The organism is Pseudomonas sp. EpS/L25, from assembly GCF_001512295.1.
Taxonomy (GTDB): Bacteria; Pseudomonadota; Gammaproteobacteria; order Pseudomonadales; family Pseudomonadaceae; genus Chryseomonas.
The window spans coordinates 362,558-389,087 of the sequence record NZ_LNUP01000002.1 but is presented as its reverse complement, the minus strand read 5'-3'; the positions used below and the strand labels follow the sequence as shown (position 1 = coordinate 389,087).

Here is a 26,530-nt window from a genome sequence, read left to right as displayed (position 1 = left end):
CGACGTGGGTAACCACGTTGCAGTCTTGAGATCCAGAACTGCCTGGGCATGTTGCTGACGACGTCAGCGGAACATGGGGCAATCATCGGAGGCGGCGGATAGGGCTGTCAAGCAGAAGGAGGGCAGAGCAAGGCAGGAGCGGAAGCGGCGGTAGAGCGAGGGGGAAGCAGGAGAAGCGCGCCAGGCGCAACGCTGGGTCTAGCAGCAAGGCGCCTCGGCGAGGGTGAGGCTAGTGGAGCTCAAGACAAAGATGCCACCTGTGAGCGTGAGCACCGGCACTGGTGGTCCCTGGGCATTGACCTACCGTCCTGATGATCGTCGCATTCACCCGACCCGTTATCGTGGCTAGGGCCAGTAATCGCAAGGCACGCATCCGCGCACAAAGGGATCCCATTTTTGCGCCGGCGGGCACCGGCAGAGAGGAGGGCTACCCGAGGGGTAGCCTCGTCCACCAGGCGATGCCGAGAGGACCAGGCTACCCTTCGAATGCAGCTGAAGGGGAGGAACAGTGTGGGCCAACACACCAGGTTGGCCCGAGGTACAGTGTGCACCGAACCTTCTGTGAGCCCTATGTGCCTGTGAACCCGCTTATCACGAGTTAGACGGCTGCGTGTCTGCTGCAGAACAGGGAGACACAGGGAGAGCATCACGCAAAGATCTACACGCCCTACCCGATGCTTAGCGTGCTCTTGGGGGTGAAACTTCAAGACCAGGTCGAGAAACTCCGGGGTTGCCACTGATGACCGCCAGTGCGCGAGCGGGGTGGAACATTTGCATTATGGGGGGTGACTTCTGGGTAAAGCAATATCGCACGACCTAGCACCCTTGGAGTCGGACCCTATTAGGACACCTGCGGTGTCCACCAACAGCCGTAGATATCACTGCGGCAGGGCCGACTCATGAGCGCGGTAACAATCCAGCATCTCGCTGACGGTAATGCACAACCTTGGCGTGTCTCGATTCCTGGTGCGGATGCCTACTTCGCGAGCGAAGGGGAAGCACATGAGTACGCGGATCTGCTTCAGACGCGACTCCAAGCGCCTCATCCCTGGCCACAAGACGGCAAAGAAGACTCGCAAGAGTCCTCCTTAAGCTAAGTGGCCACCTGTCCGCGTCGACGGTTTCGCCTTACCTGTGCCGCCCTTGCCTTTCCCTTTTGACGTTTCGATGTTCACCAGGCCTTTGCAGTCGGGGTAACGCAGGCAGGACCAGAAGTCGCCGCTCTTGCCCTTTCGCTGCGCCATCTTGCCCTGGCAGAGCGGGCACGACGGACCTTCTGGGACCTTGATGCTGAGCGTGGTCTGGCGGTACTGAGCGACCAGCTTGCCGATCCAGGCGCCTTGCTTGGCGATGAAGTCATCCAGCTGCATGGTGCCGGCCTCGATCATGTCCAGGGCCTGCTCCCAGATGGCGGTAGTGCCAGGGTCGGCCACTGCCGGCGGCACCGCGGCAATCAGCGAGACGCCGGCGTCGGATGCCCGCACTGCCTTGCCCTTCTTGAGCAGGAACCCACGATCGATCAGGCCCTGGATGATGCTGGCCCGGGTGGCCTCGGTGCCGATGCCGGTGGTCTCCTTGAGCTTGGCGGCCAGGCGCGGGTCGGTCACCAGCTTGGCCACGGTCTTCATCGCCTTGATGAGATCGCCTTCGGTATAGGGCTTGGGTGGTTGCGTCTGCTGCGCCTTGAGCTGGGCCTGCTGCACCTGGGCGCGAGAGGCGTTCTGCAGCGGTGGCAGGATCTGCGCGCGGTCCTTCTCCTTGCTGTCCTCATCGTCCTCACTTGCAGGAACTGCCTGGAACAGCGTCTTCCAGCCCGGCACGACGATGCGCTTGCCCACCGCCCTCAACGCCACCTGGTTGCAGTCGAAATCCGCCACCGTCCGGTCGAACTCGTGGTGGGGCATGAACTGGGCAAGGTAGTGCGCGCGGATCAGGGTGTAGACCGCACGTTCCTTGTCGCTCATGGCCGCCAGGTTGGCGGGCTCCAGGGTCGGGATGATGCCGTGGTGCGCGGTGATCTTGGCGTCGTTCCAGGCACGCGAGCGCTGTGCCGGATCGATGCCGGCGAGCACCGGGGCAATGGAGGGATCCGTGCGCCGGATCGCCTCGAGCACGGCCGGCACTTCCGGCAACATGCTGGTGGGCAGATAGCCGCAGTCGGTCCGGGGGTAGGTCGTGGCTTTATGGGTCTCGTACAGTGACTGGGCGACGTTCAGCGTCTCCTGTGCCCCGAGGCCAAGCTTCTTCGAGCAGATCTCCTGCAGCGTGCCCAGATCGAAGGGCAGAGGCGCCACCTCCTTGACCCGCTCAGTTTCAACTGAGACGGCGATAGTTGTAGATCCCGCGGTTAGGCGCGCCTGGGCCGCCTGCGCATGTCGCTGGTCCAGGCAGCGGCCCTCGTCATCCGTGATGTCGCGACCGGGTCGCCACTGCGCGGTAAAGGTCTGGCCGTTGGCGGCCAGCAGCACCTCCAGGCTCCAGAACGGCACAGGGACGAAGTGGGCGATCTCCCGATCGCGATCGATCACCAGGCGCAGGGTAGGCGTCTGCACTCGTCCTACTGACAGCACCCCGCTGTAGCCGGCCTGGCGCCCGAGCAGAGTGAATAGCCGAGTGAAGTTCATGCCGATCAGCCAGTCGGCCCGGGAGCGAGCCAGCGCCGAATGATACAGGGGGAAGGTCTCGGCGCCCGGCTTGAGACTGGCCAACGCCTGGCGAATCGAGGCGTCATTCAAAGCCGATAGCCACAGCCGCTGGACGGGTCCGCGATAGCCGCAGTGCTCCAGCAGCTCGCGGGCGATCATCTCGCCTTCGCGATCGGCGTCGGTGGCGATCACCAGTTCGGTCGCTTCCTTGAGCAAGCCCTTGACCACCTTGAATTGGCTGCTGGTCTTGGGCTTGACCTCAACCTTCCAGCTCGCCGGCAGGATCGGCAGGGCATCGAGCGACCACGACTTCAACTGCGGATCGTAGGCCTCGGGTGGCGCCTGCTCGAGGAGATGGCCGATTCCCCAGGTCACCACGACCCCCTGGCCGCGAATGCAGCCCTCACCGCGCCCGGTAGCGCCGAGCACCCGGGCAATGTCCTTGCCCTGGCTGGGCTTCTCGCACAAAAACACACGCATGGGATTCCCCTGTCGATGGCCGAATGGCCTACAGGGCGAACGGTGGCAGGTGCGGCATACAAGGGCAGCGCCTAACCGAATCTAGTCCAGATATGGTTACAACTTGGGAATAGTTGTCCCGCTAACGATCATTGCGGGCGAAGGGCCAGGTTTGCGATTATTGTGACCTGGGTCAATTTTTAGCGCACACCAACTGCCAGTTTTTCCTGCTTCCCAAGGTGGTTTTCTGCAACGGCCCCCTCGCTTTCAATAACAACAAGCCCTTCTTTCCGATCCCTATTCGCGCTTGGCCAAGGTCAAGTTGTCTGGTCCGCCTATGGAGGCTGTCCACGTGGGAAGCGCTTTCTCGTCACAAAAAAATGCTTATCGAGGCCCTGTCCTGATCTTGGCGTCCGGTCCTTCGGCTGCGGAACTCGACATCCGTTGCTGGGCACACCTGCCGATCATCACCATGAACGGCGCGGTCACCAAGCTGCTCGAAGCCTCCATTCGGCCGCTGTACTACGTCTGCAGTGATCGCAGCTTCCAGGAGCAGCAGCCAGCGCTCTACGAAGCAGCGGTCGAACAGGCGCAGCGCCTGGCGTTATGGCCTGAGGACATTCAGCGGCTCTCCCGCCGCTACGTTGGCAAGACCTACGCGCTGCGCAAGGCGCCCCGGGCGAGCTTTCGCGACTACTTCGGGCGTGACCAAGGCCAGGCCGTGCGGCTGGTCTCGCCATTCAGCAAGCGCGCTCGGGACATCGGCTTCAGCAAGGACATGGATTACGGCGTTTTCGACGTGCGCACGGTGGCGTACATCTGCCTGCAGCTGGCCTATCACCTGGGGTTTGACGAGATCTACCTGGCCGGGGTGGATCTCAACGTCCAGGCCCCACGGTTCTATGAGGCCACCCCCGGCCAGTCGGCCCCCTGCGGCCTGGATCAGCACCTGCTGACGCGCATCCTGCCGGCGATGGAGCTGGCCGCTAACGTGCTGGAAGCGGAAGGTCGACGTGTGATCAATTTGTCCCAGCAGAGCTTGATACCTGCGGAAGTTTTCCCCCGGGCGTGCCCGCAGCAGGTACAGCGTGAACTGGCCAGCCCCCACCGAACGCAGGCCTCGTAGCAGGGCTTGGCTGGCTTAGCGAAATTTCAGCGGGTAGTAGCAGAGAAACTTGGCGGCCAACCACCACAGCTTGGGATAGCCCAGCGCGCCACTGGCCAGCACCCACTCCCACCGTAGGCGCCACGGCGCCTTCACCTTGCGCAGGAACTTCATCCAGAAGCGCGCGCCACGTTGCTCCAGCGTGGCCACGGATAGGTCTTGGGCACCCATTGCCACACGGGCCACCGACTCCTCGCGCAGCGCCTGGTAGTCCAATGCCGCTCGCATCCAGCGTGCATCGAAATGGCCTTCCGAGAAGTGGCGTAGGCCAACGTCATACACGACGGCAACCCCATACCGCCGGCTTACCCGCAGGGCGAAATCGATGTCGTAGAAATGAAAGGGAGGAAGGGCCTCGTTGAACGGCAACTCCAGCGCCACCTCGCGGCGCGCGCAGATCCAGACACCATCGAGCGTGCAGACGGGCTGGCGCGGACGATCATCACCTGCAGGGCGAAGGTAAAACAGGTTATCGGTACCGTCACGATGCCGCTGGTACAGACGCATGCAGTTCGTTTCGGCCTTGCCGGCGGCCATCCAGCCCGAGGGGCCACGGCTCTTGAAGCGGGCCCCAGCAATGCCGATCGCACCGAGCTGGAGATCGTCCTGGAAGTGGTCGATCACGCGAAGTCCCCAGTCCGCCTCCAAGAACTCCAGATCCTCATGCATGAAGCAGACGATGTCGTGCCGAGCACGTTGGGCGCCTTCGTTGTAGACGGCGCAAAGCCCGCGGTTGGCCTGCCGGTTGTCGATGGCGATCAACTGGTAGGGCACGCCGATTGTGGCTTCAATGTTGTGGGTCACCGCTTCCAGCAGCTCAAGCTTCACCGAGCAGATGACGATGGAGATCATGGCGCTACTTCCTGGAAGGCCGGTAAGGCGTGAGCAGGCGACGGACGCGGTGAAGGGTGGTGCGATCCATGGCCCGCAGCGGGATCAGCCGTAGCATGCGCAGTGCCTCCAGCTTGTCGTGCCGTACAGCGTATTTCAGGGCTTTGTTGACGACTGAGGTATGTCCTTGCCGATAGCCAGGGTGATCCTGATAGGGCGCAATCGCCAGCAGATCCGCCTCGAGCAGCAGCCGGTATCGTCGAGAGAGATTGCCCGCATGGCGTCGATAGCGGGTGACCGTAACAGGCAAGATCGCAATGGGCTGACCTAGTGCCGCGACCTTGAGCGTCATTTGGAAGTCCTGGACGCGAATCGCCGGGTCGTAGCCACCGAACTGGTCGAGTACCGCCTTGCGATAGAGCGCAACCGGCGCGCCCACCACTCGGGTCTTGCGCAGGATCTCATCGAAGTCCAGCAGCTGAACGCCTACGGCGTGCTGGTCCTTGAGCCAGTTGCCGGCGCTATCCATAAAGCTGACCAGGGCGCCCACACAAGGCGCTTCGGGATGCTCTTCCAGGTAGGCCGCGCGGATTCGCAAGGACTGCGGCAGCATCAGATCATCCAAGTCAGGAGTCGCGACGTATTTGCCTCGGGCATGGGCGAGACCGGTATTCAATGCAGCGCTGACGCCGGCATTGGGCTGGGTCACCAGCTTGAAATCAAAACGCTCCTGCAGCGCGACCAGGCGCTGCACGCTGTCGTCGGTTGATCCATCGTCGACCACGATGACTTCGAAGCGCGGGTAGTCCTGGGCGTAGATGCTGGCCAGGCCTTCCTCAAGATAAGCACCTGCGTTGCAGCAGGGAGCGATCACGGAAATCAGGGGCAGATGCCTCAGGGCATCATCATCCGGTGACATGCGCGGGAGGGGGAGAGCTTGCATAGCGAAAGGTCCATTCTTGACGCCATGAAAGTGTACTGGGCATAGGGGCGCCTCGCGACCGAAACGTCACTTTACGCGCCTATATGGGATCGCTCGTCACTGCTCGCCTTTCAGCTCTGATCCAGCCGTACCAGTCACGCCCCGGAAGTTTCCATTGATCCTAATTTTAGGCGTCCTAACGGAATTTCCGTGCTACCCAACCGATCCAGAGCGAACTCTCCAAATGGGTTTCATCATGGATACCGAAGACCATCCCACCGACAGATCGCGGCGACCGCTAGTGGTTTGATGATAGCTCTGACCCTGACCGTTGGCGCCGCTTTGGCCGGTGGCGTTGCCCTGTTTGCTGAGCTGCTCGTCTAGCGGTAGGCCACGGCTGCGCCTGTGGGCACGGCTGCTGGCAGGGCAATCCCGGTGGCGCCAGACGAAGGGCTGACGAGTTGCCCGTTCGTGGCATAGCCCACCGCAGTAGACTCCGTGAGTTCGGCCAGCGTCGTGACCAGGCCGTTGGGCGGTGCCGCGACGTAGGCATAGCTAGATCCGGCCTGCACATAACCGCTTACCCCTGCCGCGTGTACCCACCAGCTTGGCAAGGCCAGCGCGGAATCTGCCGGCGCGCCAGAGATGCCCGGGTTGTTGTAGGCGTACTCGGCCAGCGCGTTTCGGTAGATCAGCAGATTGTGAGCGAGTGCGGAAACGTCCACGGTCTGACGCCGGTTGTCACTACGCTGCAGCTGCTCGCTCAGCAAGCCAGCCCCTGCCAGCATCACGACCAAGATGACCCACAGCATGGGCATGGCTCAGCCCACCTTCCGGCTCAGGCGGTGCTGTTCATCAACCAGGGTCTGGAGCTGCTCCGGATCAATCATCTCTTCGAGCAAGGCGTCGACTTGGCGCAACAGCTCACGGGCCTGATGAGTTCCTGGCTCGTCGCGTGCCATGGTTTCCAGCGTCTGCTGCTGAACACGTACAGCGCTGGCCAGAAGGCGTAGCGCTAGAAGGGTCGGAATGTCGTACATGCGTCTACCTCAGAATTCACAGCAGAAGATGGTCGCATAATCGTTCTGGCCGATGGCGATGTTGGGCGTAGATGCCCAGCGCTGCCCGCTGCCGCCCGTATCCCAGCCTACCTTCGTGCCTACCGGACACGCCCGAGTTGTCACGTCGTTCGGATCGTAGCCAGGAATGGTGTAGGCCGTGCAGGTTGGTGTTTTTGCCTTAGGCCTGCGCCACAGGCCGCTCTCGCAGGAGAGCAGTGCACCGGCGCCGTCGCGGCTCACCAGCCCGTTGGGGCTACAACCCCAATTTTCGTTGGCTGAACCAATCAGCTGGATGTATTCGCCGACATAGGTCCTGCCGTCAGAAAAGAGGCTGTTCCCGCGCATCTGGCCTGAGGTGTAAACGCTCTTGCCGGCATAGGCCCGTACCCAGTCGCTGTCGGTCATGTGCCAGCCGCCGCCCCACTTCTCGCTGTACCAGCCGGTGTCCCCTCGGGTCCTGAACCAGCCCGTGGTGTAGGTCTCCCCCGACATGCTGGCGGTGACGCCCTGGACGTTGCCACGCGCATACATCGAGCCGGTAGTTGTGTCTCCTGTGACAGCGACATTCCCCCCGACCGTAGCAGTGCCGTTCATGGACGCATTGCCCTGCAGGTACATCGAGCCAGCCCGGAGGTCTCCGCCGGCCGTAACCGTACCGTTGAGGTTCACGTTGCCCGTAGCGTTGACGTTGCGGCCAGCGTTCACATCGCCGCTGATGCTGGCGGTACCGGAGGCGGTGATGTTGGCCGCATTGTTCAGGTCGTTGCCGCCCATGTTGAGCGCAGTGTTCATCCGGTTCAGTTCTGGCTTGCCGGCGATGGCATTGCGGTAGAGATAGTCGTTGGCCAGGGTGCCATCCTGGAGGAACAGGGCACTGGCGGTATGGCCCGCGCCTGGGTTCACACCGTAGTTGCTGAGCGTCAACGACCAGCCCCCGCGCACGCCCTGGATGATGCCGGTGTTCGACACCGGCACGAAGCCGCCCGGGGCGCCGAGATTCTCGGCGATCTCGCGGGTGCCCATCTCATCGATGGTCTGGCCACCGGTGGTGAGCACGATGGATTCGAGCTGGTTGGTAGCCACCCGCCTGACCAGCACCACAAAGGTCTGGCCGAAGGCGTTGGCATCGGTGAAGCCAGCAGGGAGGTAGTTGGTGTTGCGCAGCATCGCCGGGGTGATCTGTGCCGGCGTCGTGGTACCGGCCGCAGCATAGACCGTGGCGAAGTTGTCCTTCAGGTACTTGGCCGCGGCGTCGGCAACCTGCTTTTGCTGGTCAGCCGCGATCTGGTAGTTCTGGGAGTCCATCTGGTTGGCGATCATGACCGCGGCTCCGGTCATGACGGCCGCCAAGACGATCAGCCCAAAAAGCATGTCCAGGGCGATGAAGCCCCGCTGTGCGGCGTAGCGGCGTGAGGTGTTCATCCCCAGAGGTCTCGTTTGAGTTGGTTGTCGATGTCCTGGTCCAGTTGCGCGATTTGTCCGGCGCGGATCTTCTCGCGGATGCTGGGCCCGTCTTCTCCGGTGACCAGCAGACTGCGCACCTTGAGGATGCGGCGGTCATTACGGGTTTCCAGCGTTTGAGCCACCACCGCCACCAGGCCCTGAGCCAGGATCTCGCGGGCGTTCTTGATCTCGTTACTGGCCAGGGCCAGGACTCGTTCAAGCGCCTGGGTAGGGTTGCCGGCGTGGAAGGTGGTTGCCACGAAGACGCCATTGATGGCGGCCCGTACCGCTTGAACAGCAGTCGGGATGTCTCGGATCTCACCGATGAGGATCATGTCGGCACCGGTGCGCAGGGCGCGCAGCAGCGCTTCTTCGTAACCCCCCGTGCGACGGGATACCTGCATCTGGATGCAGCGTCCCTCGCCGTGCAGACCATTGAGATTGGTCTCGGCCGGATCCTCGATGGCCAGCGCCGTGCCGCCGCAGGCCTGCAGGCGTGCGGCGATCAGTGAGGCGGCGCTGCTGGTTTTGCCGGTGCCCATCTCGCCACAAAAGATCACCAGGCCGCGCACCTGGTCATTGAGCATGGCCGTGGCCAGCGACTCGGGAAACCCCAGCATGTGGAAGGGGCGGATCTGGGCATTGGATTTGCGGATGATGAAGACGTCTTCCGAAAAAGCGTCCTTGATCTGCGTCACCCGCAGGACGATGCCGTCCTGGACCAGCGAGAACTCCGGGTCGCCAAACTCAATCGACTTTGCCTGGCATTGCTCGCGCAGCGCCTGCAGCTCTGCGCTCCAGGCAGCCGGCGCAGATTCCCGCCGGCTGCCGGAGCCGTCTAGACCCTTGACGTCCGAGAAGTCCGGGCCGAGGAAGAGGTCGACGAAGTTGGCTTGCGTGATCAGGCTCATGCGAACTCAGTAAACCGTCCAGGCCACGACATTGCTGTCCTTGCTGCAGCCGCTGGTGGCGGTGCCGGGATCCACTTCGCCGGTGACCGCAGTGCCGCCGTTGATGGCGGTGGTGACCTTGGTGCCGCGGCTGATCTTGGTGGCCAGGGTGACGCAGGCATCCTGAGGCAGCGCGTTCTCGGTGATGGTGAAGGTCATGCCGCTCGATACCACGGTGACCGAACCGCCCCAGGCGTTGTACAGGTTGCTGCCATTGACGCTCATGTTGGGCAGGCCCTTGCTGGCCACCAGTTGGGAGACCAGGCTGGTACCTGAAGTCCCGTAGCCGCTACTGGCCTTGAGCTTACGGGTGTTGGCGATGAGGGTGCCGATGTTGGACTGCTCGTTGGTCACATCCTGGGAGCCCATGAGGCTGCCGCCGTTGTAGATGATGTAGCCCAGGGCGACCACGGCGATGATCAGGACGAACATCATTTCCAGGCTGAAGACGCCACGCTGCCGGTGACGCGGCGGCAGGCGAAATGGCTTGGACTCTACCGTGTTGTGCGACGCTTCAACGTCGGCGGAAGTGAGGCTGGTGCAGGGTTGGCTCATGGTGGCTCCTTGGGTGGTGGGTCTAGTGGTGGAGGCTGGCAACGTTGCTCTGCAGGCTGAATGCGCCGCTGACGACCAGGAGCATCAAGAGCCCCATGGCGATGGTCGAGAAGGTGAGGAAAGCCTTGGTGTAGCGCTCCACCTGCTTGAGCGTTTGCTCGATCCAGCGGTTGCTGAAGCGGTGGATCGCCTCGGAGAAGCCTTTCCGGGAAGCCAGCACGCAAAGGAACTGAACGGCGGTCTTGTCGGGGAATTCGTGGCCTGCCAGACGCAGGGCCTCGCCAAAGTTCTTGCCCTGGTTGACCCCGTAGATGGCGGCGACCAGCCGCTCTCGCAGCCAGGGATTGGCGCCGCGTTGGAGGGAGTGCAAGGCCTCGATCTGATTGATGTTGGCCTTGAGCATCACCGAGACGTTGAGCAGGAACGTTGAGCCGTACAGCGCCTTGTAGATGGACCAGGGCGGCAGACGGTCCAGCCTGACGCGTATGGGGCCGGTGAGATAGGGCAGCGAGCCCATGGCCAGCGTGATCACGCTGAGCACGCTGATGAGGGTCAGCAGGCCCCAGTTGTTGACATAGGTGGCGACCAGGTAAAGCAGGTAGGGAATGCCTGTCCAGCCTTCCGGGTTGGAGACGCGGGTCATGGCGGGAACCATGCGCGAAGCGATGACGTGGAGCAGGTAGGCCATCATCGCCCAGAGCATCACCGGATACACGGTCACAGACAGGATCAGCGACAGGATCCGACCGCGTGCTTCGATCATCTTCACGCAATCCAGGAAGGCCTGAACCAGTGCCCCAGAGCGCTCGCCGGCGGCGATGATGGCTGTCTCCTGATAGGGCATCCAGCGCTGACAGGCCTCGCCGAACGATCTGCCGTTACGCACCGCCTGGATGATGCCCGAGGTGGCCAGCGCGGTCGGATCGCGACTCCGCTTGCCGTTGTCGCTGAAGATGTCGCGCACCTCCTCCAGAGCATCGTCGATGCCGACGCCGTTCTCCAGGAGCGCACAGAGGCTCTCGTAGAACTGGATGCGCTCCTTGGCGCCAAACTGCTTCGCGTACCAACCATCGGCGAAGGCCGTCCAACCGTCCAAGAGTCTACTGAGCATGGGTCTGCTCCAGGACGAAGAGATCGAAGTCCAGCGGGCCGACGATGGTCTCGGCCATCCGCGGATCGACCTGGCCGGCGGCCACCTTACGAATGGCGTGCTGGATCTTGGTGATCCCGCCCATTTCCTTCACCCAGTGGCTACGTGCTTCACCCGCCCCTTTCTCGCGGAAGATCCGCATGAAGCGGTAGCTGGGCAGCAGAACCTCCGCTGCAACGCTACGATCGGTCACACCCAGGTGGCGGCAGTGTTCGCAACCAGGACCCTGCAGACGCACGTGAGTCGGGTCCATCACCAGATCCAGACGTTCAAGGAGGGCCTGCTCCTGCCCCGCGCGATGGCTGTCGAGCGGTAATGAACAATGAGGGCAGAGCACTGGCAGCAGCGACTGGTTGATGATCCCTGTCAGCAACGCAGGATCAGTCACGAGGTTAGGATCAGCGCCCATGTCGATCAGCCGTTGCAGGCTGGCCACCGCATTGTTGGTATGCAGCGTCGACCACAGTTGGTGACCCGTCATGCCGCCTCGAAAAGCTGCCAGGGCGGAAAGCAGATCGCGTATCTCACCCGGCATCATGATGTCCGGATCCAGGCGTAGCTGGTTGGAGATGGCGTGGTCCCAGGTCTCGTTGTGGCCAAGCGGGGACTGGTTTGCCTTGATCGGATACTCCGGCGGATCCTCGACGGTCAGGATATGCCGGGTGCCCCCGGTTTCCTCCTCGATCAGGTTGAGGGTGACCTGCAGGGTTTTCGATTTGCCCGAACCGGTTGGTCCGGTAATGAGATTTACGCCGTAGGGCAGCCGGCGAAGACGAGCGAGGAGAGCGTCCTGTTCGGGCAGGAAGCCCAGCTCTTGAAACGATTGCTTGCGTTGGTCATCAGATAGCAGGCGAAGCACCATGAGCGGCCCGTCTACCAGCGGACGGGTCGCAACCCGCGCGCCGAACAGACCCAACTGAGCGACGAAGGTATGCTTGACCCGGGCGTCCTGAGGAATTTCCGACTGGTAGTGCTCCTCGGCGACATCGCACATCGAGTTGTACAGCGCTGAGCAGAGTTCTCGGCCATCGTGGCTCTGAATCTGGCCGTACTCGCTCATGAGGCCGTGGATCCGGAAGCGGATCCGAGTGATGTGGCGGCCAACGACGAAGTGAACATCGGAGGCACCTCGGGCGTGCGCTTCGCCCAGCAGGCGGATTACATCCTGCTGACGCGAGGTGCTATCGATGGTTGCCGAGACACGGCCCCCGGCCGCCTCCACCTGGTACAGCGCCTGGATCTCACTCAGGGTGCTGGGCACCACCTGGTAGTCGAGACCGGCCCGGTCCAACTGACCCATAAACGCCAGAACGTAGGGGTCGCGCAGGTGTTGGGCCGAGACCAACAACTGAGGATCATCGGTGGTGCGCGGGCCTTCGACGAGAGCGAGTAACTGGCGTAACTCCGTCTTGATCTCCCCCCAGGGGGCGCCCTCAGCGGTCAGAACACGGCGTGTCTGGCGCGGCACTGCAGCGAGCGCGCTGGCCAGGTCGGTAGCGGCCTGCTCACCAGCCGCCCGAGCATGGTCGTGCAGCTCATCGGGAATGGATTCGATAGGGGTGATAGTGCTCATGGTTGGCGTCTCAAGGCTTCAGGTCGGTCGGCAAGGAGCCGGGCAGTGCAATGGGTGACGGCGGCTCAACCGGGACCGGAGGCGTTGAAGTCATGGGTGTGAAGGTCACCGGCAACGGCGAGGCTTGCGGAGCTGCGGCGACGGGATAGCTCGGCGGGCGATTGGAGAAACCCAGCGGGAAGCGTCTGCCACCCTTGCTCAGCACGACGCTGTCCAAGCTCAGGCTGGCGACGCGGTAGCCGCCCGGGAGGTCGGTCGACGCCAGGGAAGCATCGATCTCGAAGCCACCGCTGTAGAGCAGGGTTGCATGCAGCGCGTGGCCAGCGCTGTAGACCAGCTTGACTACCGGCAACTGTTCGACCGCGCCGCCTTGCTCAGTGGCGCCGTTCATGCGATTGCCTGGCGTCGCGACAGGCTGCGGTAGGTAGCGGGGTTGCGTGGCCGTGGCGGCTTGAGCGCCGTCGCCGTTGAGCTCGCGCAGCGCCTTGGCCCGCTCGACCTGGGCCTTGTAGAGGATCGTCTCGCTCTGTACCTGCGACAGCTCGCCCACTGTGATGCCGTCCGGGGCGGACGACTTCGCCTCTGCGGCCAGGAGCGGCCCGGCCAGTGTCAGCATCAGGGCGCCGATCACGGCGCGGGAAAGCTCATTTGACATAGAGGTCACCAGTCACCGACCAGGCCAGCTGATCGCTTTGCAGAAGGGTCTTGATCTCACGCAGCCGTAGGCCCTGGTTGGGTATGCCTTGGAGGACGATGGCCGGCGGCAGCGCGGTGTTGAAGCTCAGCTCGAAGTGTTTGAAGTCCGGCGGCGGCGGTGCCTGGGGGGCCGGCTGGCCAGGTAAGGGCTCTGGCATCGGCACCACGACCGCCATCTCCTTGATGGTCGGTGCCAGGCCTTGGCCATGGAGCCAGGAGGTCAGGTCGGCCAGGGCTGGGGACGCCTCCAGCAGCTCATCGTCACCCGCCAACGGCGGTTCGAAGGTCAGTTTCAGGGCGGCGCCGTTGCCTTCATCGAAGAAGGCTGGCTGGTCAGCGAAATGCCCCTCGGTGGCGGCCAGGAAATCGACAGCGGTGCTGTTGCCTTCGCGCCTGTAGTTGGTGGACAGCAACACGCCATCACATTGGGCGGACGTGAACCGCCAGCCGGCTATCGCCAGCGGCAGCCGATCAATGGCGCCGTTACAGGTCTGCAGGAAGGTGGCGACCCCAGGACGTTTCGCCCAGGGGTGTTCCAGGGCCTGCACCGGCAGTTGCTCTCCTGATCGTTGACTCAGGGCTTGTAGCTCTGCCAGGCGAGCAGCCTCCGCCGCCGCTGCTGCCCGGCGAGCCACTTCTTGCTTGTGTGCTTGCCACTGGAGGTAACCGACGGCGCCCGCCGTCACCGCCAGACCCAAGACGCCCACCTTGACCCATTCGCCTGTGCTCATGCCGAAGGCGAGTGGGCGCAGGGCGTACTCGCGCTTGAGATTGCCCGGCTGCAGCAGCGCCTCGATGTCCAGCAGCTGACCACCTAGCCCGAATTCCTCGGGCAAGAACATGGCATCGAAGGTGATGGAGCGGCTCAGCAACTGGGCGACGCGCTTCTGCACATCTGCGGCCGAGGCCACCAGGTCAGCGTTTGGGATGATCGCCCCATCCAAGACGGCGACCAGCGCATAGCGCGGTTCGTCCGGAGCGATCCGCCAGGCAGCCAGCCAGGAGTCGCCCAGTTGACCGGCGAGGGTCGCTGCCAGGGAGTACATGCCTTTCATGGCGCCCGCGCTGCGCGCGACGAAGCCCGCCTGGATGACGTTGCGCGCGCGGCGGATGGCGATGATGTCCATCTTGTGGCGGCGCCCGTACTCACGGGCTTCCTTCATGTAGGCGGTGGGGCTGTCCAGGGGGTGCCAGTCCAGGCCGGAGACGAACTGCCGGCCGTGATAGCTCAGGATCTGGACGTTCTGCTGGGGCACGGCAGTGGCAGCAGTAGCGATAGCCATGGCGTCAGCCCGTCACAATAGGCGTGATCAGCACGACCAGGACGCTATGGCCCGAGGTGCGCGTCCGGCCACCGCCCAGTCCGAAGAAGCCAGGGTCGCCCACACCGGATTTCTTGGCGTTCTCGCTGAGTTCTTCGAACCCCGACAGGATGAGTGTCTGCCCGCTACGAAGCTTAACCTTGGGAGAGAGCGACTTCGCATCGTAGTCCGGCAACTGGACGCTCGACCCATTGCTCGTGAACGTCTGGAACGTCGGCTTGCTGCTCATGTTGATCGAAACCATCAGCAGCAGCTCGTCGTTGTCGAGTACGCGCGGTAGCAGCGTCATGTTGAAGCCGCTGGTGATGGTCCCTGGCGTGAGTGAGGTACTGGAGCCGACCGATGCCGTGGTGGTGGTTGAGCTTGACGCCAGATAGCCCTGAACATTGCCGATCTGCAGCGGTGCCGGCTGCATGTTCAGGGTCGTGACGGATGGCGAGCGTACGTTGGATACCCGGCCCTGCTCGGCCAGCGCCTTGACTATCGCATTGGAGCCGGCCCAGGCCGACTTGGCGGTATTGACGATACCCACCGAGCCAGCGACCGCATTGGTGCTGATGCCGGATACCGTATTGGAAAGGGACAGGCCCCATTTGGCATTTAGTGACCGGTAGACCGCTGCCCAGTTGAGACCAAGCTGGTCCGAATCGGTCAGCGTGACCTCGAACACCTTCACATTGAATAGCACCTGTTGAGTGATGCTGCGATTGGTAGCGTTGAGGTAAGCCTCGATACGTGAGAGGACTTCTGGCCGGTCGGTGACCGTCAGGGTGCCGGTAGAGGGCGCCAGGTACATGCGCCCGGCAGGGGCCACGCTGAGCATCGCCTTCACGTTGTTCTGGATGTCCTGCAGGATCGAGGACTCCAGTGTCACGGTGGTGCTCTGGTTGCTGCCTGAGTCGCCCGACACGCCCGCATTGGTGCTCGATCCAGCAGAGGTCGACCCACTGGTGCCGGCGGCCGTGGCCATGCCGGATTTCACGGTGCTGGCGATGACCTGCTTGTCACCGAAGGACCAGACATCGAAGACCCGTGTCTCGAAGTAGCTGATCCTGATCGCTCGCTCGACGGGCGAGTACCGCCAGCCCAGGCCCAGGCGCGCGGTTACCTCATCAAGCAGACCCGACGCTTTGCCACTGTACTTGAGACCGCTGACCTGGCTACTGCCGCCAAAACCTGTGAAGTCGGACCCCCGATACCCGACACCGGCGCTGGCAGTGGCTGCGCCCATGGTGGCCGGATTGGTGATGACGCCTGCAGGCAGCAGGCCCGCCAGGCTATCAGGGCTTGGATTTCCGATTGGTGCAGGGCCAGAGCCGGCTGGCTGTGTCCCGACTGAGGCCGCGTTAGGATTCAGCGCATCGGGCGACACCAGGACGGCGATACCGCACTGGCTGGTGATGAACTGGGCGATTTCGGTGATGCCGACACTGCCTGACGGGCGATAGCTGAGCTCACAGTCTTGGGCCGAAGGCATACCGCGCTTGGCCACCACCGGCTGGGTCGAGACCCAGGGCTTGTCGCTGAACACGACGGTTTCGCGGCTGGGCTGTTGCTGCTGATTGCGCAGCAGCGCGGTGTACTGGCCTGCGATTGCCGCATCGTCCTCGGCCCGCTGGGCTGACTGGTCGACCCGTTGTACCGAGCAGCTGGTGAGAAGAAACGCCGCGGCAAGAGCGCTAATGCGAAGGGAGTGGATCATAGCTTTTTCCTCTCGGCCACGGCGACGAAGCGCTGGCTGGTGTTGACGTCGACGACGAACGAGCGACGGGCGCCGTCGTAGAGCGGAAAAATCTGGGCGATGGCCTCGGCAAAGGTGCCGCGGAAGTGGAGGGCGGCCTCGATGGGATAGTCGAGGTCAGCAGCTTCCCAGATCACTCGCCAACTGGGTCCTTGCCCACTGGCCCGCTTGGCCCACGCCTCGACCGACTGCCTGAGCGTGCTGCCCACAGGCGCATCCCAGGTCTCGCTCATGGCGGACGCCGGCTCGGTCAGCCGGACCGAGGGCTGGCCGTAGAGACTGCTGGTCGTCGAACTGCTCGACGCCGTAGCGGGTCTCGGCGCGGTTGCCACTGCGTTGGACTTGGCGCGAGACGCCGCTGAGGGCTGGGTGGTGGACGGCTGTGCACGGGTAGACACTGCCTGCCCAGACAGGCCAGTCGCTGGAGCGGAATGAGAAGGGCCGTCCTTGGCCGGAGTCGCACGATGGTGCTCGGTGGCGGCCAGGGCTGCCGTGCCCTTGGCCGCGGTTAGAGGGGGCGCCGATTGCGTAGCCGTGGACGCTGGTTGCACCTGCAGGGGAGTGCTGGCGACCACTGCGGACGTCGTGACAGTGGAGGCGGTGGGCGTGGCCGGAGGAGCCGAGGTCCGCGCCGTCGCGGCTGGCAGAGTGGGCGCCGTGGCCAGGCGCGACGTTTCCGGCAGCTGATAGCCCGGGCGCAGTACAAAGCACACCGACCGCACAACCTCGTCGACCTTGACCCGCCAGGCCGGGCCGGCCAGCACCTGCAGGGTGTTGCGCAAGCTCATGGGGCCCAGCTTGTACTGGGCCGCCGGCAGCGGGCGGGTGAAGAGGATATTGACGTGTCCCTGCTCGGGGCCGCACAGGCTATAACCGGAGCGATTGACCACGTACTGCATCGCGTCGCGAACGGTCGGCTTCATGTTGGCCGGGATGTTTACGTCGATGATCTGGGCCATCAGGTCCCGCTGCTCGGTCTCCGGCGCGGTATTTACCAGGGTATAACGGCCGTACCGGACCTGGGGTTCTGACACAGCGCCTTTCGGGTAGAGATCGGGCTGTAGCAGCTCAGGATTGCGCGAGCTGTCGGGGCCGGCAGCCGGCGGGGCGGATTCGTGCGCAACGCAGCCAGCCAGAGCGGCGGCGAGTGCCAGCGGAGGGAGGGAGGATAGCTTCCAGGTCATGTGCGGCGTGGCCCCAATTCGTGATGGGGGTCACGGTGCCAGCGCGCCTAACTGAAAGCAGGAGATAACCGTAACTAGAGCGAAAGAGGTTAGGAGTAGGCCATCCCTGGCCTTACAGATTGCTCAATCCCGATCTACGTTGTTGCCTTTCTGTCCATCAGGGTGAGCTCGAACATAGGGCGTTCCGTTGCGGGTCATGATCCCAAAGTCGGGATGCTTGCCTGCCTCAACTTCCTTCACCAATTGGGGCCGCGACACGGTGCCACGGCCTTGTATGGTGTAGGACTGGTTTTCCCCATTGGGGCCGTCGCCGTTTCCACGAATATGCTTGGCCATGCTCATGCGTCCCCAAAATCGAAGACAAGCTGTGGCTGAGGCAGGCTGCGGTAGTGCTGGCAAACGTCCTCCCAGCGGCCAAAGCGGAAGCGCCGATAGCGGTGGACGAGTACGGTTCTGATGCGTGGAATGCGCCGAATACGGCGACGTCGAGAGATATTGCTCATGTCTGATTCCTCGTGGTCCAGACGTTTTCGGAGGGTGAGCGATCCCTCAGCCGTCAGTAAAACGCGTTGACGTGATAATCACGCTGGGCGTTAAATACGGCCTTCCGAAGTGCTGCTCACCAGTGTCATTTCGGAGCCACGGGTGGCTGCGGTGCGCCGTCGGAAGCTAGTCGCAGTCCACCCGTATCCTATCTCCAGGATGGCTTTTGACCACCCTCATTATCGGCATCCCTGCCGAGCCTCCTCAGCTGAGGTGGCCCTTTCATCTCAAATGCTACCTATAGTGCCTTTGGGTATCTACAGCACAATAAGTGGAGTTTTTGATCCGTGTCATGACGGTGTCTTTAACCTCATGTATGGGCGACAGAATAAGCCCCTGTTGCAGGGAGAGACAGTCTTGACAGGGGGGTGTTTCGCCGTCCCAGGTCATAGCGATCAACTGCTATATATGGTGGTATTGGCAGGCAAACGCCACTAGATGTCGCGTTTTTCACGTTTGTGGCTGTGGATAATACGTGGATAAGCTGTTCGGTAGTGGGGGTATCCTGAGGACCGAACCGAGCCGGGGCACGTAAATGCTGGGTTTAGAGAGGGGTGGTCGAATAACGTACATCCGAGTTCACCCTTAGTGCCAGGGACGTCGACAGATATACCGGATCGGTATGAACAACTTTGCGAGCATAAGAAAACGTTAGAAGGCGACTGTGGCATTCTGGCCCCGTGACCTTCAGTTTTTTTAGTCAAAGGCCTGGAATTGCTAGGAAAAGCTACCTGCAAGCTCGGATTGCACGCGCTTAATGGCATCAGGCTCAATCAGATCAGAGGCGATCCGCCGCTTGTCCTGGAGCATCTGCCACAGCTGCAGATCGATGCTGTTCTCCACCAGCGGGATCTTCACCACCACCAGCCGCTGCTGGCCGTTGCGATACGCCCGATCCTCGGCCTGGTCCTGCTGGCCGGGCGTCCAGGGCAAGCCCAGGAAGAACACGTAATTGGCCGCAGTCAGGTTGTTGCCGGTGCCGGCTGCTGACGTGGTGCAGATAAAGACCCGGCAGTCGGCGTCTTGCTGGAAGTGATCGATCGCCTTCTGCCGCTTGGTCACGCTGTCGGTCCCCACCAGCGTGACACAACAGATGCCAGCGGCTGCGCACAGTGCCTGCAACGTGGCGACCGTCTCCTTGTACTCACAGAACAGGATCGCCTTGTCGTCAGGCTCCAGCTCGGTCAGCAGCTCCATCACCACCGGCACCTTGACCCGCTCCAGCAACTGCCTGAGTTGTCCCAGTCGCGCGAAGACGGGTCGATCCGCAGTGCGGATAGCGTTGTACTCATGCTGCTGCCGCTCATCGAGCACCACCGGTACGGTCTGCTGCTGCTTGCCCTTGAGGTCGGGGAGGACGTCCTTGCGCCTGCGCAGCATCCAGTCGCAGATCTCGGCGCGCAGCGCTTGGCGGAATTCAGGACTGCCGGCGAAGCGCTCACAGAAGTCCTTGAGCGGCAGCTGGCCGATGGGGTGGCCGGACAGGCGCAGCAGCGTATGCAGTTCCGACTCCCGGTTGAGCACCGGCGTCCCGGTCAGAAGGTAGCGGTTGGGCACCTTGGCGGCGATGTCGAAGCCATTGCGGGTCCAGGCCGCGGTTGGCTCCTTCAGCCGGTGCGCCTCATCGACGATCATCACGGCGAACTGACCGGCGATGGCCACGAAGTCGCCCAAGCGTTCGTAATTGACGATCACCCACTGGGCGTCCGCCAGATACCGCTGCCGGGCGATCCGCGCGTCCGGATAGACCGCCTGGATCTCCCGCTCCCAGTTGATTACCAGGCTGGCTAGCACCACCACCAGGATCGGGCGACCTGCGGACTGGATGCCGGCGGCGATCACCGCCTGACGGCTCTTGCCCAGCCCCATATCGTCCGCCAGTAATGCGCTGGTCCGCTGCAGCAGGTGCCGGATGCCGGCCGGCTGGTGCGACATCAGTGAAAACGGCTTGAGCTCGGCGTCGATGGCTTCCAGCGTCCAGCTGGTAGTCGTGATGTCCGGTACCGCGGCCAGGTAGACATCCGCTTCACTGCCCTCTTCGACCGAGCACGACGCTCGCTCCTGGGGCGGCCCGCCAATCGACATCGACGTGACGTCCCGCGCCGTGCTGATGGAGCCGTCTGACAGCAGCTCCTGGAGCACGTCGAGCATCTCGAACTGCTCCTCGAGCAGTCCCAGCTCCAGGATGAGGTTGCTTCGCAGCAGCTCCGCTGACGCCGGCACCCGCCAGGCGCGACTGCTGGAGAGGAAGGCGCCGCGCATGCGCTTGGCCACGGCGACGCACCCCGGGTGGTAGTCACCGGACAGCACCACACCCCCACCGGACAGCGGCGCAATCCGTAGCCGCATGCCCCAGATGAAGAGATCCCTCCGGACGTCGGCTTGGGCATCGGCGATCTTGCGGCTGAAGACGGACCAGTCCTGGGCGAAACGGCCATCGGCCAACTCCACCAACTGGTGGAAGAGCACCTCCAGGTCGTCCAGTAATCGACGCTGGGGCACCCGCCAGAACCGCCACAACGGGTGCTCGCCTCGGCGAATGAAGGATCCACCGCGGGCCGTGAGCAGGCGGTTGGCGCCCTCGATGTAGGGCATCTTCAGGCCGAAGTCGTAGCCGTCGCAGACGGCCCGCTGCAGCAACTGGGAGGTACCTGCCGCATTGCGCAGCGAGGGTTGCCTCATCTTTTGCTCGGCGATAAGTACTGGGGCCTCAGGTGGTTAACGTCGACCCCGATCAAACAGCCGAATAGCACCGCGACGAAAAGCAGCATGAGGGACCTCCGCGTTCAATGCCGCGGAGGATCAGAGGTTCAGCTGAGCGATGGAAGCTACAACCTCAACCTGCCGCCGTTAGGTTGCCGCCGGTTAAGCTACTCGTTCCAGGGGCCAGCCTCGAAGCTTTGCTCACCTCCAGCGAATTCACGAACCCAAGTGTCCCTTATTTCCTCACCTACGCCTCGGGCTGCGAACTCAAGTTTGGGTAGTTGCTTCGAAACTTCGGCGAGCAGTGCTCGCACAGACCAGCCATCCAGATTGAAGATTGAGTTGCCTGACGAGAAAGCGGTGATCAGGTCGTTGTAAACGACGTGATGAAGCGCGTTCCGATCCAAGTAGCTTGTCAGGTGATCACGGATGCCTTCGACATCCGCCGCCCGGCCTTCCTCCAGCTGGATCCATAATTCAGTATGAAAACTCATGAACGTTGCCTCGGCAGCTCGCGATAGAGGGACAAAGTGTCGATCAGTTCGCGTTTGTGGTCTAGCTAGCGCTACGGAGATCGATAGTGCGATTTTCGCCAAGGTCGATCCGTACTAGACCACGAGTCAGACATCGAGCGTCAGCTGAGCCGCTCGTTGGTAGCCCTTCAACCACGATGCCCGAAACGGCGGGTGGGTATAGGGGCAGGTGTGCAATCCCGCCCGGGCCATGGCTGCCTCGGCGCCGGCCTTCGCTGTGGCCGCATGGGCGAGGGCGCCCGAACGTCGGTCATGCGGTTTGAGTTTCGTTTCTGCAGCAGCTCTCTTCGCCATGGCAGTGCCCCGCTGAGGAAGTCGACTGGTCCAGCAGTTTCACGTCGAGGCGCGCCCCAAATGCCTGGTCCGAGGAGATGAGGCATGGCCGAGAGTGCCCCGAACAAGTCGCTTCGCCTCTACCAGCAGCTTCACGATCTGGCGATTTTTTTCCCCAGCGAGCCAGGCCTGCGGAACGGGAGGCTCACGTTGAACGGGCCTCCCATCACCTGAAGCGTCACGTAGGGGCGGCGCCAATTTCAAAGACCCCTAACAGGGGATGTCGTCGTCAAAGTCGTCCGAAGTCGGCGCCGCCGGTGCCGGCTGCGGAGCAGTGCTCTGCCGCGCCTGGCCGTTGCCCGAACGCTGGCCCAGTTCCACCGAGACCAGCCGGTGCGGGAGGATGGCCACGCGCGAGGCCTCAAGCTTCAATGCCGCCTGCTCCAACCCGTTGGCGTCCTTCCAGCGATCCATGACCGCTACCCCATCGACCAGTACACGCATCCCTTTCTGGAACAGACTGCTGTAGCTTTCTGCATCCTGGTGCCACCACTCGACGTTTGCCCAGAATCCTCCCCGGTCTTCGTAGCTGCCGTCCGCGAGCCGAATGCTGCGGTCGAAGTAGACATTGAGCCGCAGCAGATGCCGAGGCTCGTTATTGCCTTTCTGGATTTTGCGGTACTCCGGATCGGAGCCGATGTTGCCTTCCCACACTACTGCTGTGCCCATGTTTGGCCTCCTGCTGGGATGCGGCGTCTGTGCCGCGGGATTGAGTGATCTGTTGCAGCCGTTCTGTGTAAACGGCATCGGCCTGGGCCATCTTCTCGGCGCACTCGGCGGCCTGCCGGCCGATGGTGTGGACCAGGCTGATTTGCATGTTCAACGCGATGCGCTGCCGCTCCAGGGCGAGTAGGTCTGCAAGCAGCGTCTCGGGTGTCCGGGGATCACGGCAGAGCTGGGCCCACAGCCCCACGCCCATCTTGCGGGTTCCGCTCTGCTGCCAGCGCAGGAACACGGGGCCCGCCGAGGTGTGTTGATGAGTCATGCGGATGGGCAGCAGGCTGAAGGGAAACCGCCTGGCCTGGGCGAGGATCCGCTCCTGAGCCAGGACGTTCAGGTCAGCCTCAAGGGAACGGCATTGCTCAGCCAAATGGTCCAGCTCCCCCTTACCTTTAAAGGGTCCCTTAAAGGGTTTTAAAAGCCCTTTGAAGAAGGGCGCGTGTTGCAGGGTCGCGAAGTCACCTTGTTGCAGGGGCTGGAAGGCGGCCTGTTGCAGGTCTGCTGCGCTTGAACTGCGACTGGACTGTTGCAGTGCCATGGTCGTCAAGTCTCACCGATCACGCTGGTGCTCGGTACGCGGCTCAATGCACCCAAGGGCTCATCCTCGCCGGCGCTATCTCTGTCACCGAAGTCGTCATCGCCGCTCCGGGGGCTGGTCGGAGCCTCGCCTGCGCGCTGAATCGCGGGGGCGAACTTGCTGCGACGGGTGCCCTCGAGAACGTCCTGGGGCATGTCGAGGAAGGCGTACATCTGCTGGGCGTTGATGGCCCGGGCGTTGTTGGCGGCGATGTCATCGCGCGAGGCACCGCTATAACCCTTGTAGCGTTGGCCCACGCCATACAGCCGGCGAAGCACGGCGGCGCCTTCGTCGAGCCACATTTCCCTGGAACGGCTATCGATCAGGCCAATGTGGGCGGCGAGCAGGATCCGGCGTACCAATTCGTCATACCGGGTCAGCAGGTAGACGCCCTTGAAGGCCAGCGGGGAGTTCAGATACAGCGGCAGCTTGAGAGGTTGCAGCGACAGGTTGGTCCCCACATCGAGCTGCTTGGGCAAGAGGGCCATCGCCTGGTCCAGTCGTTCGTCGATCGCGGTCAGCTGCTGCTCCGACTCTTCGATCTTGTCCTCGATGATGATGAGGAAGAGATCGGAGTAAGGATCGTCTTTGGAGGCCCCAGTAGAGATGCGGTTGATGACGTTGGCAAAGCCGGACAGCCCGATCATGCCGGGCTTGTTGTCGGAGCGCTGCCGCCCGAACCAGAGCCGCGAGGCATGGTGGGTGTGTAGGGTGAGATCGATGCTCGATCTGAGCGAGCCCAGGTTGAGCTGAAAGGTGTCAGCCATGAGAAGGATTCCTTAGATTGAGAGATGATGCCCGGGCAGGGTGCCGAGACTGACGCCGGGTGGCAGCGGGAAACCGTATTTCCGTCCGTGGAGGTTGTTTGCGGACTAGTTCGAAGCTGGCGATACCCGCGGCACAACCGGGAGTTTGGCTGTTTAACGGGCTTCCCCGGGAATCACCCTGAGAGATGGTGGCCGAAGTGATTCCCCGGGAATCACCCTGGGAGATGGTGGCCGAAGTGATTCCCCGGGAATCACCCTGGAAGACGGTGGTCGAAGTGATTCCCCGGGAATCACCCTGGGAGATGGTGGCCGAAGTGATTCCCCGGGAATCACCCTGGAAGACGGTGGCCGAAGTGATTCCCCGGGAATCACCCTGGAAGACGGTGGCCGAAGTGATTCCCCGGGAATCACCCTGGGAGATGGTAGCCGAAGTGATTCCTCGGGAATCACCCACAGCTTCGGTGCTGGCAGTGATTACAGTGGAATCACCCAGAGTGTCGATGTTGGAAGTGATTCCAGTGGAATCACTCTCAGCGCAAAAGAGGTGATCAACCATCAATCTGCACCTCCCCGGCCCATCATTTTCCGAATGCCCTTCAAGGCGTCGCGCCCGGTCTGGGCATCCCCTACCGCTTTGGGCTGAACAGCCGTCGGCTCAAAGCGATGCATGGCGGGGTGCGCAGGTGGTATCGGGGCAGGTCGAGGAGGCGTGGCTCTAGGCACGGTGGCGGGCTGCCACTGGGCGTTGAAGTCTCCCGTCAGGGCCTTCTGGACTAGTTTCATCAGGTAGCCAAGGGGTTTGGCGACTCCACCAGCGGCGCAGCGAGCACCCCATTGCCTGACCACCGACGCCCGAGACTCAACGCTGACAGTCGAGATTGCCCGCTGGGCGTGCTGTTGCTGCTCGGCCGTCAGCTGCTGATAGGCAGCAGGCCAAACCCAAGTCGCGTCCGCCTGCTCACGCTGTACAGAGCTTTTACATACATCAGTATCTGTATTTGTATTCGTACTAGATGAGTTCGGATTCCGAACTAAGGGCGAAACCCTCTGATTTGGACTGAGTTCGGAATCCGAACTGAGGGTTGAGAGCGGGTCCGCCGGGCTTTTTTGACCGAGTTCGGAATCCGAACTCTGCGGATTCATGGTGACCGCCGCCTGAGTTCGGATTCCGAACTCAGGCGGCGGCGTGGCCGCGCGGGCTGGATCCTCGAGCCCCTGGACACGAAAGCGCTCTCTAAACACCTCGACTCGGGTGGGCAACTCCTGGGTCTCGCTGACCAACATCTCGTCAAAGGTCAGGCCGGCGATCTCGCGGACGGCGCTGTTTGCATGCTCAAGGCCGTTGGCCACCAGCGGGAGAAAGTCCTGATCGAGCTGGATGGCTTCCGAATAGGCCACCGGCTCGTCGTGCAGGATGTAGATGTTGCCCTGGACATGACCTGTGATCGCATCGCGGACACGGCGCCCAAGGCTCAGCCAGCGCGTCAGGCGCAAGACGATCAGGGCCTTGGCCACCGTCTCGCGAGAAGCCGGCCGGCCGGGGTTGTTGCCGAGGTACGGTCGCAACTGGTCATAGGTGGGGAACGCCGTGACACCGTCGCCGTTCATGAGCAGGCGAAACACCTGCCAGGCGTTGCGCTCTAGTGGAGAAAGTCGATCATCTAGCAGCAGGCGACGCGGAACGGTCTCGTGGGGGTTGCCGCTGAATACGATGCCGGCGAAGTCCCTTGGTAGGTCTTCGCCGGTCTTTTGCTTATGGTCGCGCTGGGCTTGGACATGGACATTCAAATGAGAGGCGGCAATGTCCAAGGCGCGACTGATCAGAGAGGAGCCACGTGGAGCAGGGGTCTTCACCTGTTATCGCCTTCTACCGAATCCAGCTCGATCAGGCTCAGTTGCCCGAGTCCGTCATCCTGTTCGTCCACCGGGGGTATGGCGTACAGTCCCGGTTGCTCGTCCGGCAACTGGCTGTCACGTCGCCGCCGTGCATCAGCGATAAGCAGCAACGGCGCCTTAGCGATTTTCGATGGGTAGAGGCCCTCGTTAATCCAGGTCTGTACGAGGTTCCAAATCAGGGCAAGGGTGATCTGGTCATGCTTGTCCTTGATGGACTCCAGGGGGCCGTTGAGCTCCTCCGTGATCAGCATGCAGATGTCGAGCAGCGCCACGGGGTCCTTATAGTCGACTCCATGGGTTTTCATGAGGTCGAGGAAGCGATACCAGACCTGTTTGGTGTCGCTAAGCCCCGCCACCCTGCCGGAGCGACCTGGAACATTCAGCAGCTGACGCAGCACGCTGATCTCGCTGGGCCCCATGCCAAAGAACTCGCGGATCATGCCGTTGGTGGCGCCCAACTGGATGGCGCGATGGACCAGGCGGGTCTCGCGCTCATCCCGCTCGCAGTTCTCCAGCAGGCGCTTGACCATGTCGAGATCGATCTGGATCTTGCACCAGCGCGCGGGGGCATTTTTCAGGATGCTGTGCGCCTGTGGCTGACGCAGCTGGTTCAAGACCTCGATGTCCAGACCTATGTCGAGGCAGCGCTGGACCTGACCGTTGCGCAGATGGTTGAGGATCAGGTCCATCAACGCCTGGTTCATAGAGTTGTACTTCGTGGACATTGGCGACTTCCTAATGCGTAGGTCCAGAAGGCGACC

Annotated in this window: 25 protein-coding genes; 2 read left to right on the top strand and 23 right to left on the bottom strand. The window is 62.5% G+C overall.

All coding sequences use genetic code 11. The features are described from left to right. Positions 1-1,088: 1,088 nt before the first annotated feature. Positions 1,089-3,125 (bottom strand): DNA topoisomerase III, encoded by a 2,037-nt coding sequence (locus tag AR540_RS03010; RefSeq protein WP_059226368.1) that lies wholly within the window; start codon positions 3,123-3,125, stop codon positions 1,089-1,091. Positions 3,126-3,456: 331 nt separating this feature from the next. Between AR540_RS03010 and AR540_RS03005 the strand changes: the two genes are divergently transcribed. After that, the gene (locus AR540_RS03005; protein ID WP_082706893.1) at positions 3,457-4,230 is read left to right on the top strand and encodes a 6-hydroxymethylpterin diphosphokinase MptE-like protein; all 774 of its coding nucleotides are present in this window, start codon (positions 3,457-3,459) and stop codon (positions 4,228-4,230) included. A gap of 15 nt (positions 4,231-4,245) precedes the next feature. Here the strand turns inward: AR540_RS03005 and AR540_RS03000 are convergent, their stop codons facing one another. From AR540_RS03000 to AR540_RS02920, 20 genes are all read right to left on the bottom strand, one after another. Next, positions 4,246-5,121 carry a glycosyltransferase gene (locus AR540_RS03000; protein WP_059226366.1) on the bottom strand — a complete coding sequence of 292 codons (876 nt, stop codon included), beginning with the start codon at positions 5,119-5,121 and terminating at the stop codon, positions 4,246-4,248. 4 nt (positions 5,122-5,125) lie between these two features. Further along, positions 5,126-6,043, bottom strand: a complete 918-nt coding sequence (locus AR540_RS02995; protein WP_082706892.1) for a glycosyltransferase family 2 protein — start codon at positions 6,041-6,043, stop codon at positions 5,126-5,128. Between the two features lie 359 nt (positions 6,044-6,402). Then, the gene (pilM, locus tag AR540_RS02990; RefSeq protein WP_059226364.1) at positions 6,403-6,840 is read right to left on the bottom strand and encodes a type IV pilus biogenesis protein PilM; all 438 of its coding nucleotides are present in this window, start codon (positions 6,838-6,840) and stop codon (positions 6,403-6,405) included. A gap of 3 nt (positions 6,841-6,843) precedes the next feature. After that, on the bottom strand, positions 6,844-7,062 hold the full coding sequence (locus AR540_RS25175) for a hypothetical protein (protein WP_153014157.1): 219 nt from the start codon (positions 7,060-7,062) through the stop codon (positions 6,844-6,846). 9 nt (positions 7,063-7,071) lie between these two features. Beyond that, on the bottom strand, positions 7,072-8,505 hold the full coding sequence (gene pilV / locus AR540_RS02985; RefSeq protein WP_059226363.1) for a shufflon system plasmid conjugative transfer pilus tip adhesin PilV: 1,434 nt from the start codon (positions 8,503-8,505) through the stop codon (positions 7,072-7,074). After that, complete coding sequence (locus AR540_RS02980) at positions 8,502-9,437, bottom strand: ATPase, T2SS/T4P/T4SS family (protein WP_059226362.1); 936 nt, start codon at positions 9,435-9,437, stop codon at positions 8,502-8,504. Before AR540_RS02980 ends, pilV begins: the two co-directional genes overlap by 4 nt. Positions 9,438-9,443: 6 nt before the next feature. Next, positions 9,444-9,911 (bottom strand): type 4 pilus major pilin, encoded by a 468-nt coding sequence (locus AR540_RS02975; RefSeq protein WP_177323760.1) that lies wholly within the window; start codon positions 9,909-9,911, stop codon positions 9,444-9,446. A 142-nt stretch (positions 9,912-10,053) separates the two neighbouring features. Then, entirely contained in the window at positions 10,054-11,142 is a 1,089-nt protein-coding gene (locus AR540_RS02970) for a type II secretion system F family protein (protein WP_059226361.1), read from the bottom strand. After that, entirely contained in the window at positions 11,132-12,754 is a 1,623-nt protein-coding gene (locus AR540_RS02965; RefSeq protein ID WP_082706891.1) for a GspE/PulE family protein, read from the bottom strand. Before AR540_RS02965 ends, AR540_RS02970 begins: the two co-directional genes overlap by 11 nt. A 10-nt stretch (positions 12,755-12,764) precedes the next feature. Continuing rightward, positions 12,765-13,409 carry a type IV pilus biogenesis protein PilP gene (gene pilP / locus AR540_RS02960; protein WP_065242500.1) on the bottom strand — a complete coding sequence of 215 codons (645 nt, stop codon included), beginning with the start codon at positions 13,407-13,409 and terminating at the stop codon, positions 12,765-12,767. Next, positions 13,399-14,733 carry a type 4b pilus protein PilO2 gene (gene pilO2, locus AR540_RS02955; RefSeq protein WP_082706890.1) on the bottom strand — a complete coding sequence of 445 codons (1,335 nt, stop codon included), beginning with the start codon at positions 14,731-14,733 and terminating at the stop codon, positions 13,399-13,401. The genes pilP and pilO2 overlap by 11 nt, the downstream gene beginning before the upstream one ends. 4 nt (positions 14,734-14,737) lie before the next feature. Further along, positions 14,738-16,474 carry a PilN family type IVB pilus formation outer membrane protein gene (gene pilN / locus AR540_RS02950; protein WP_059226359.1) on the bottom strand — a complete coding sequence of 579 codons (1,737 nt, stop codon included), beginning with the start codon at positions 16,472-16,474 and terminating at the stop codon, positions 14,738-14,740. After that, entirely contained in the window at positions 16,471-17,697 is a 1,227-nt protein-coding gene (gene pilL2 / locus AR540_RS02945; RefSeq protein WP_059226358.1) for a PFGI-1 class ICE element type IV pilus protein PilL2, read from the bottom strand. Before pilL2 ends, pilN begins: the two co-directional genes overlap by 4 nt. 123 nt (positions 17,698-17,820) lie before the next feature. Next, entirely contained in the window at positions 17,821-18,033 is a 213-nt protein-coding gene (locus tag AR540_RS24565; protein ID WP_082706889.1) for a DUF3892 domain-containing protein, read from the bottom strand. Positions 18,034-18,957: 924 nt separating this feature from the next. Beyond that, positions 18,958-20,922, bottom strand: coding sequence for a DEAD/DEAH box helicase (locus tag AR540_RS02940; protein WP_059226357.1), 1,965 nt, complete (start codon positions 20,920-20,922; stop codon positions 18,958-18,960). A gap of 188 nt (positions 20,923-21,110) precedes the next feature. Beyond that, positions 21,111-21,437, bottom strand: coding sequence for a hypothetical protein (locus tag AR540_RS02935; protein WP_059226356.1), 327 nt, complete (start codon positions 21,435-21,437; stop codon positions 21,111-21,113). Positions 21,438-21,563: 126 nt separating this feature from the next. Next, positions 21,564-21,770 (bottom strand): CrpP family ICE-associated protein, encoded by a 207-nt coding sequence (locus AR540_RS24560; protein ID WP_082706888.1) that lies wholly within the window; start codon positions 21,768-21,770, stop codon positions 21,564-21,566. A gap of 249 nt (positions 21,771-22,019) precedes the next feature. Continuing rightward, positions 22,020-22,478 carry a single-stranded DNA-binding protein gene (locus tag AR540_RS02930; RefSeq protein ID WP_059226355.1) on the bottom strand — a complete coding sequence of 153 codons (459 nt, stop codon included), beginning with the start codon at positions 22,476-22,478 and terminating at the stop codon, positions 22,020-22,022. Next, complete coding sequence (locus AR540_RS02925) at positions 22,405-23,067, bottom strand: DUF3158 family protein (protein ID WP_082706945.1); 663 nt, start codon at positions 23,065-23,067, stop codon at positions 22,405-22,407. Before AR540_RS02925 ends, AR540_RS02930 begins: the two co-directional genes overlap by 74 nt. Before the next feature lie 5 nt (positions 23,068-23,072). Then, complete coding sequence (locus AR540_RS02920; protein ID WP_059226354.1) at positions 23,073-23,873, bottom strand: PFL_4669 family integrating conjugative element protein; 801 nt, start codon at positions 23,871-23,873, stop codon at positions 23,073-23,075. Positions 23,874-24,058: 185 nt separating this feature from the next. Between AR540_RS02920 and AR540_RS25170 the strand changes: the two genes are divergently transcribed. Next, a complete protein-coding gene (locus AR540_RS25170) occupies positions 24,059-24,421 on the top strand; it encodes a hypothetical protein (protein ID WP_153014155.1) in 363 nt (120 codons plus the stop codon). 7 nt (positions 24,422-24,428) lie between these two features. On the opposite strand, the gene AR540_RS02915 is transcribed toward AR540_RS25170, so the two are convergent. Beyond that, positions 24,429-25,682 (bottom strand): STY4528 family pathogenicity island replication protein, encoded by a 1,254-nt coding sequence (locus AR540_RS02915; RefSeq protein WP_153014154.1) that lies wholly within the window; start codon positions 25,680-25,682, stop codon positions 24,429-24,431. Between the two features lie 41 nt (positions 25,683-25,723). Further along, entirely contained in the window at positions 25,724-26,494 is a 771-nt protein-coding gene (locus tag AR540_RS02910) for an STY4526/YPO1902 family pathogenicity island replication protein (protein ID WP_059226352.1), read from the bottom strand. Positions 26,495-26,530 lie beyond the last annotated feature (36 nt).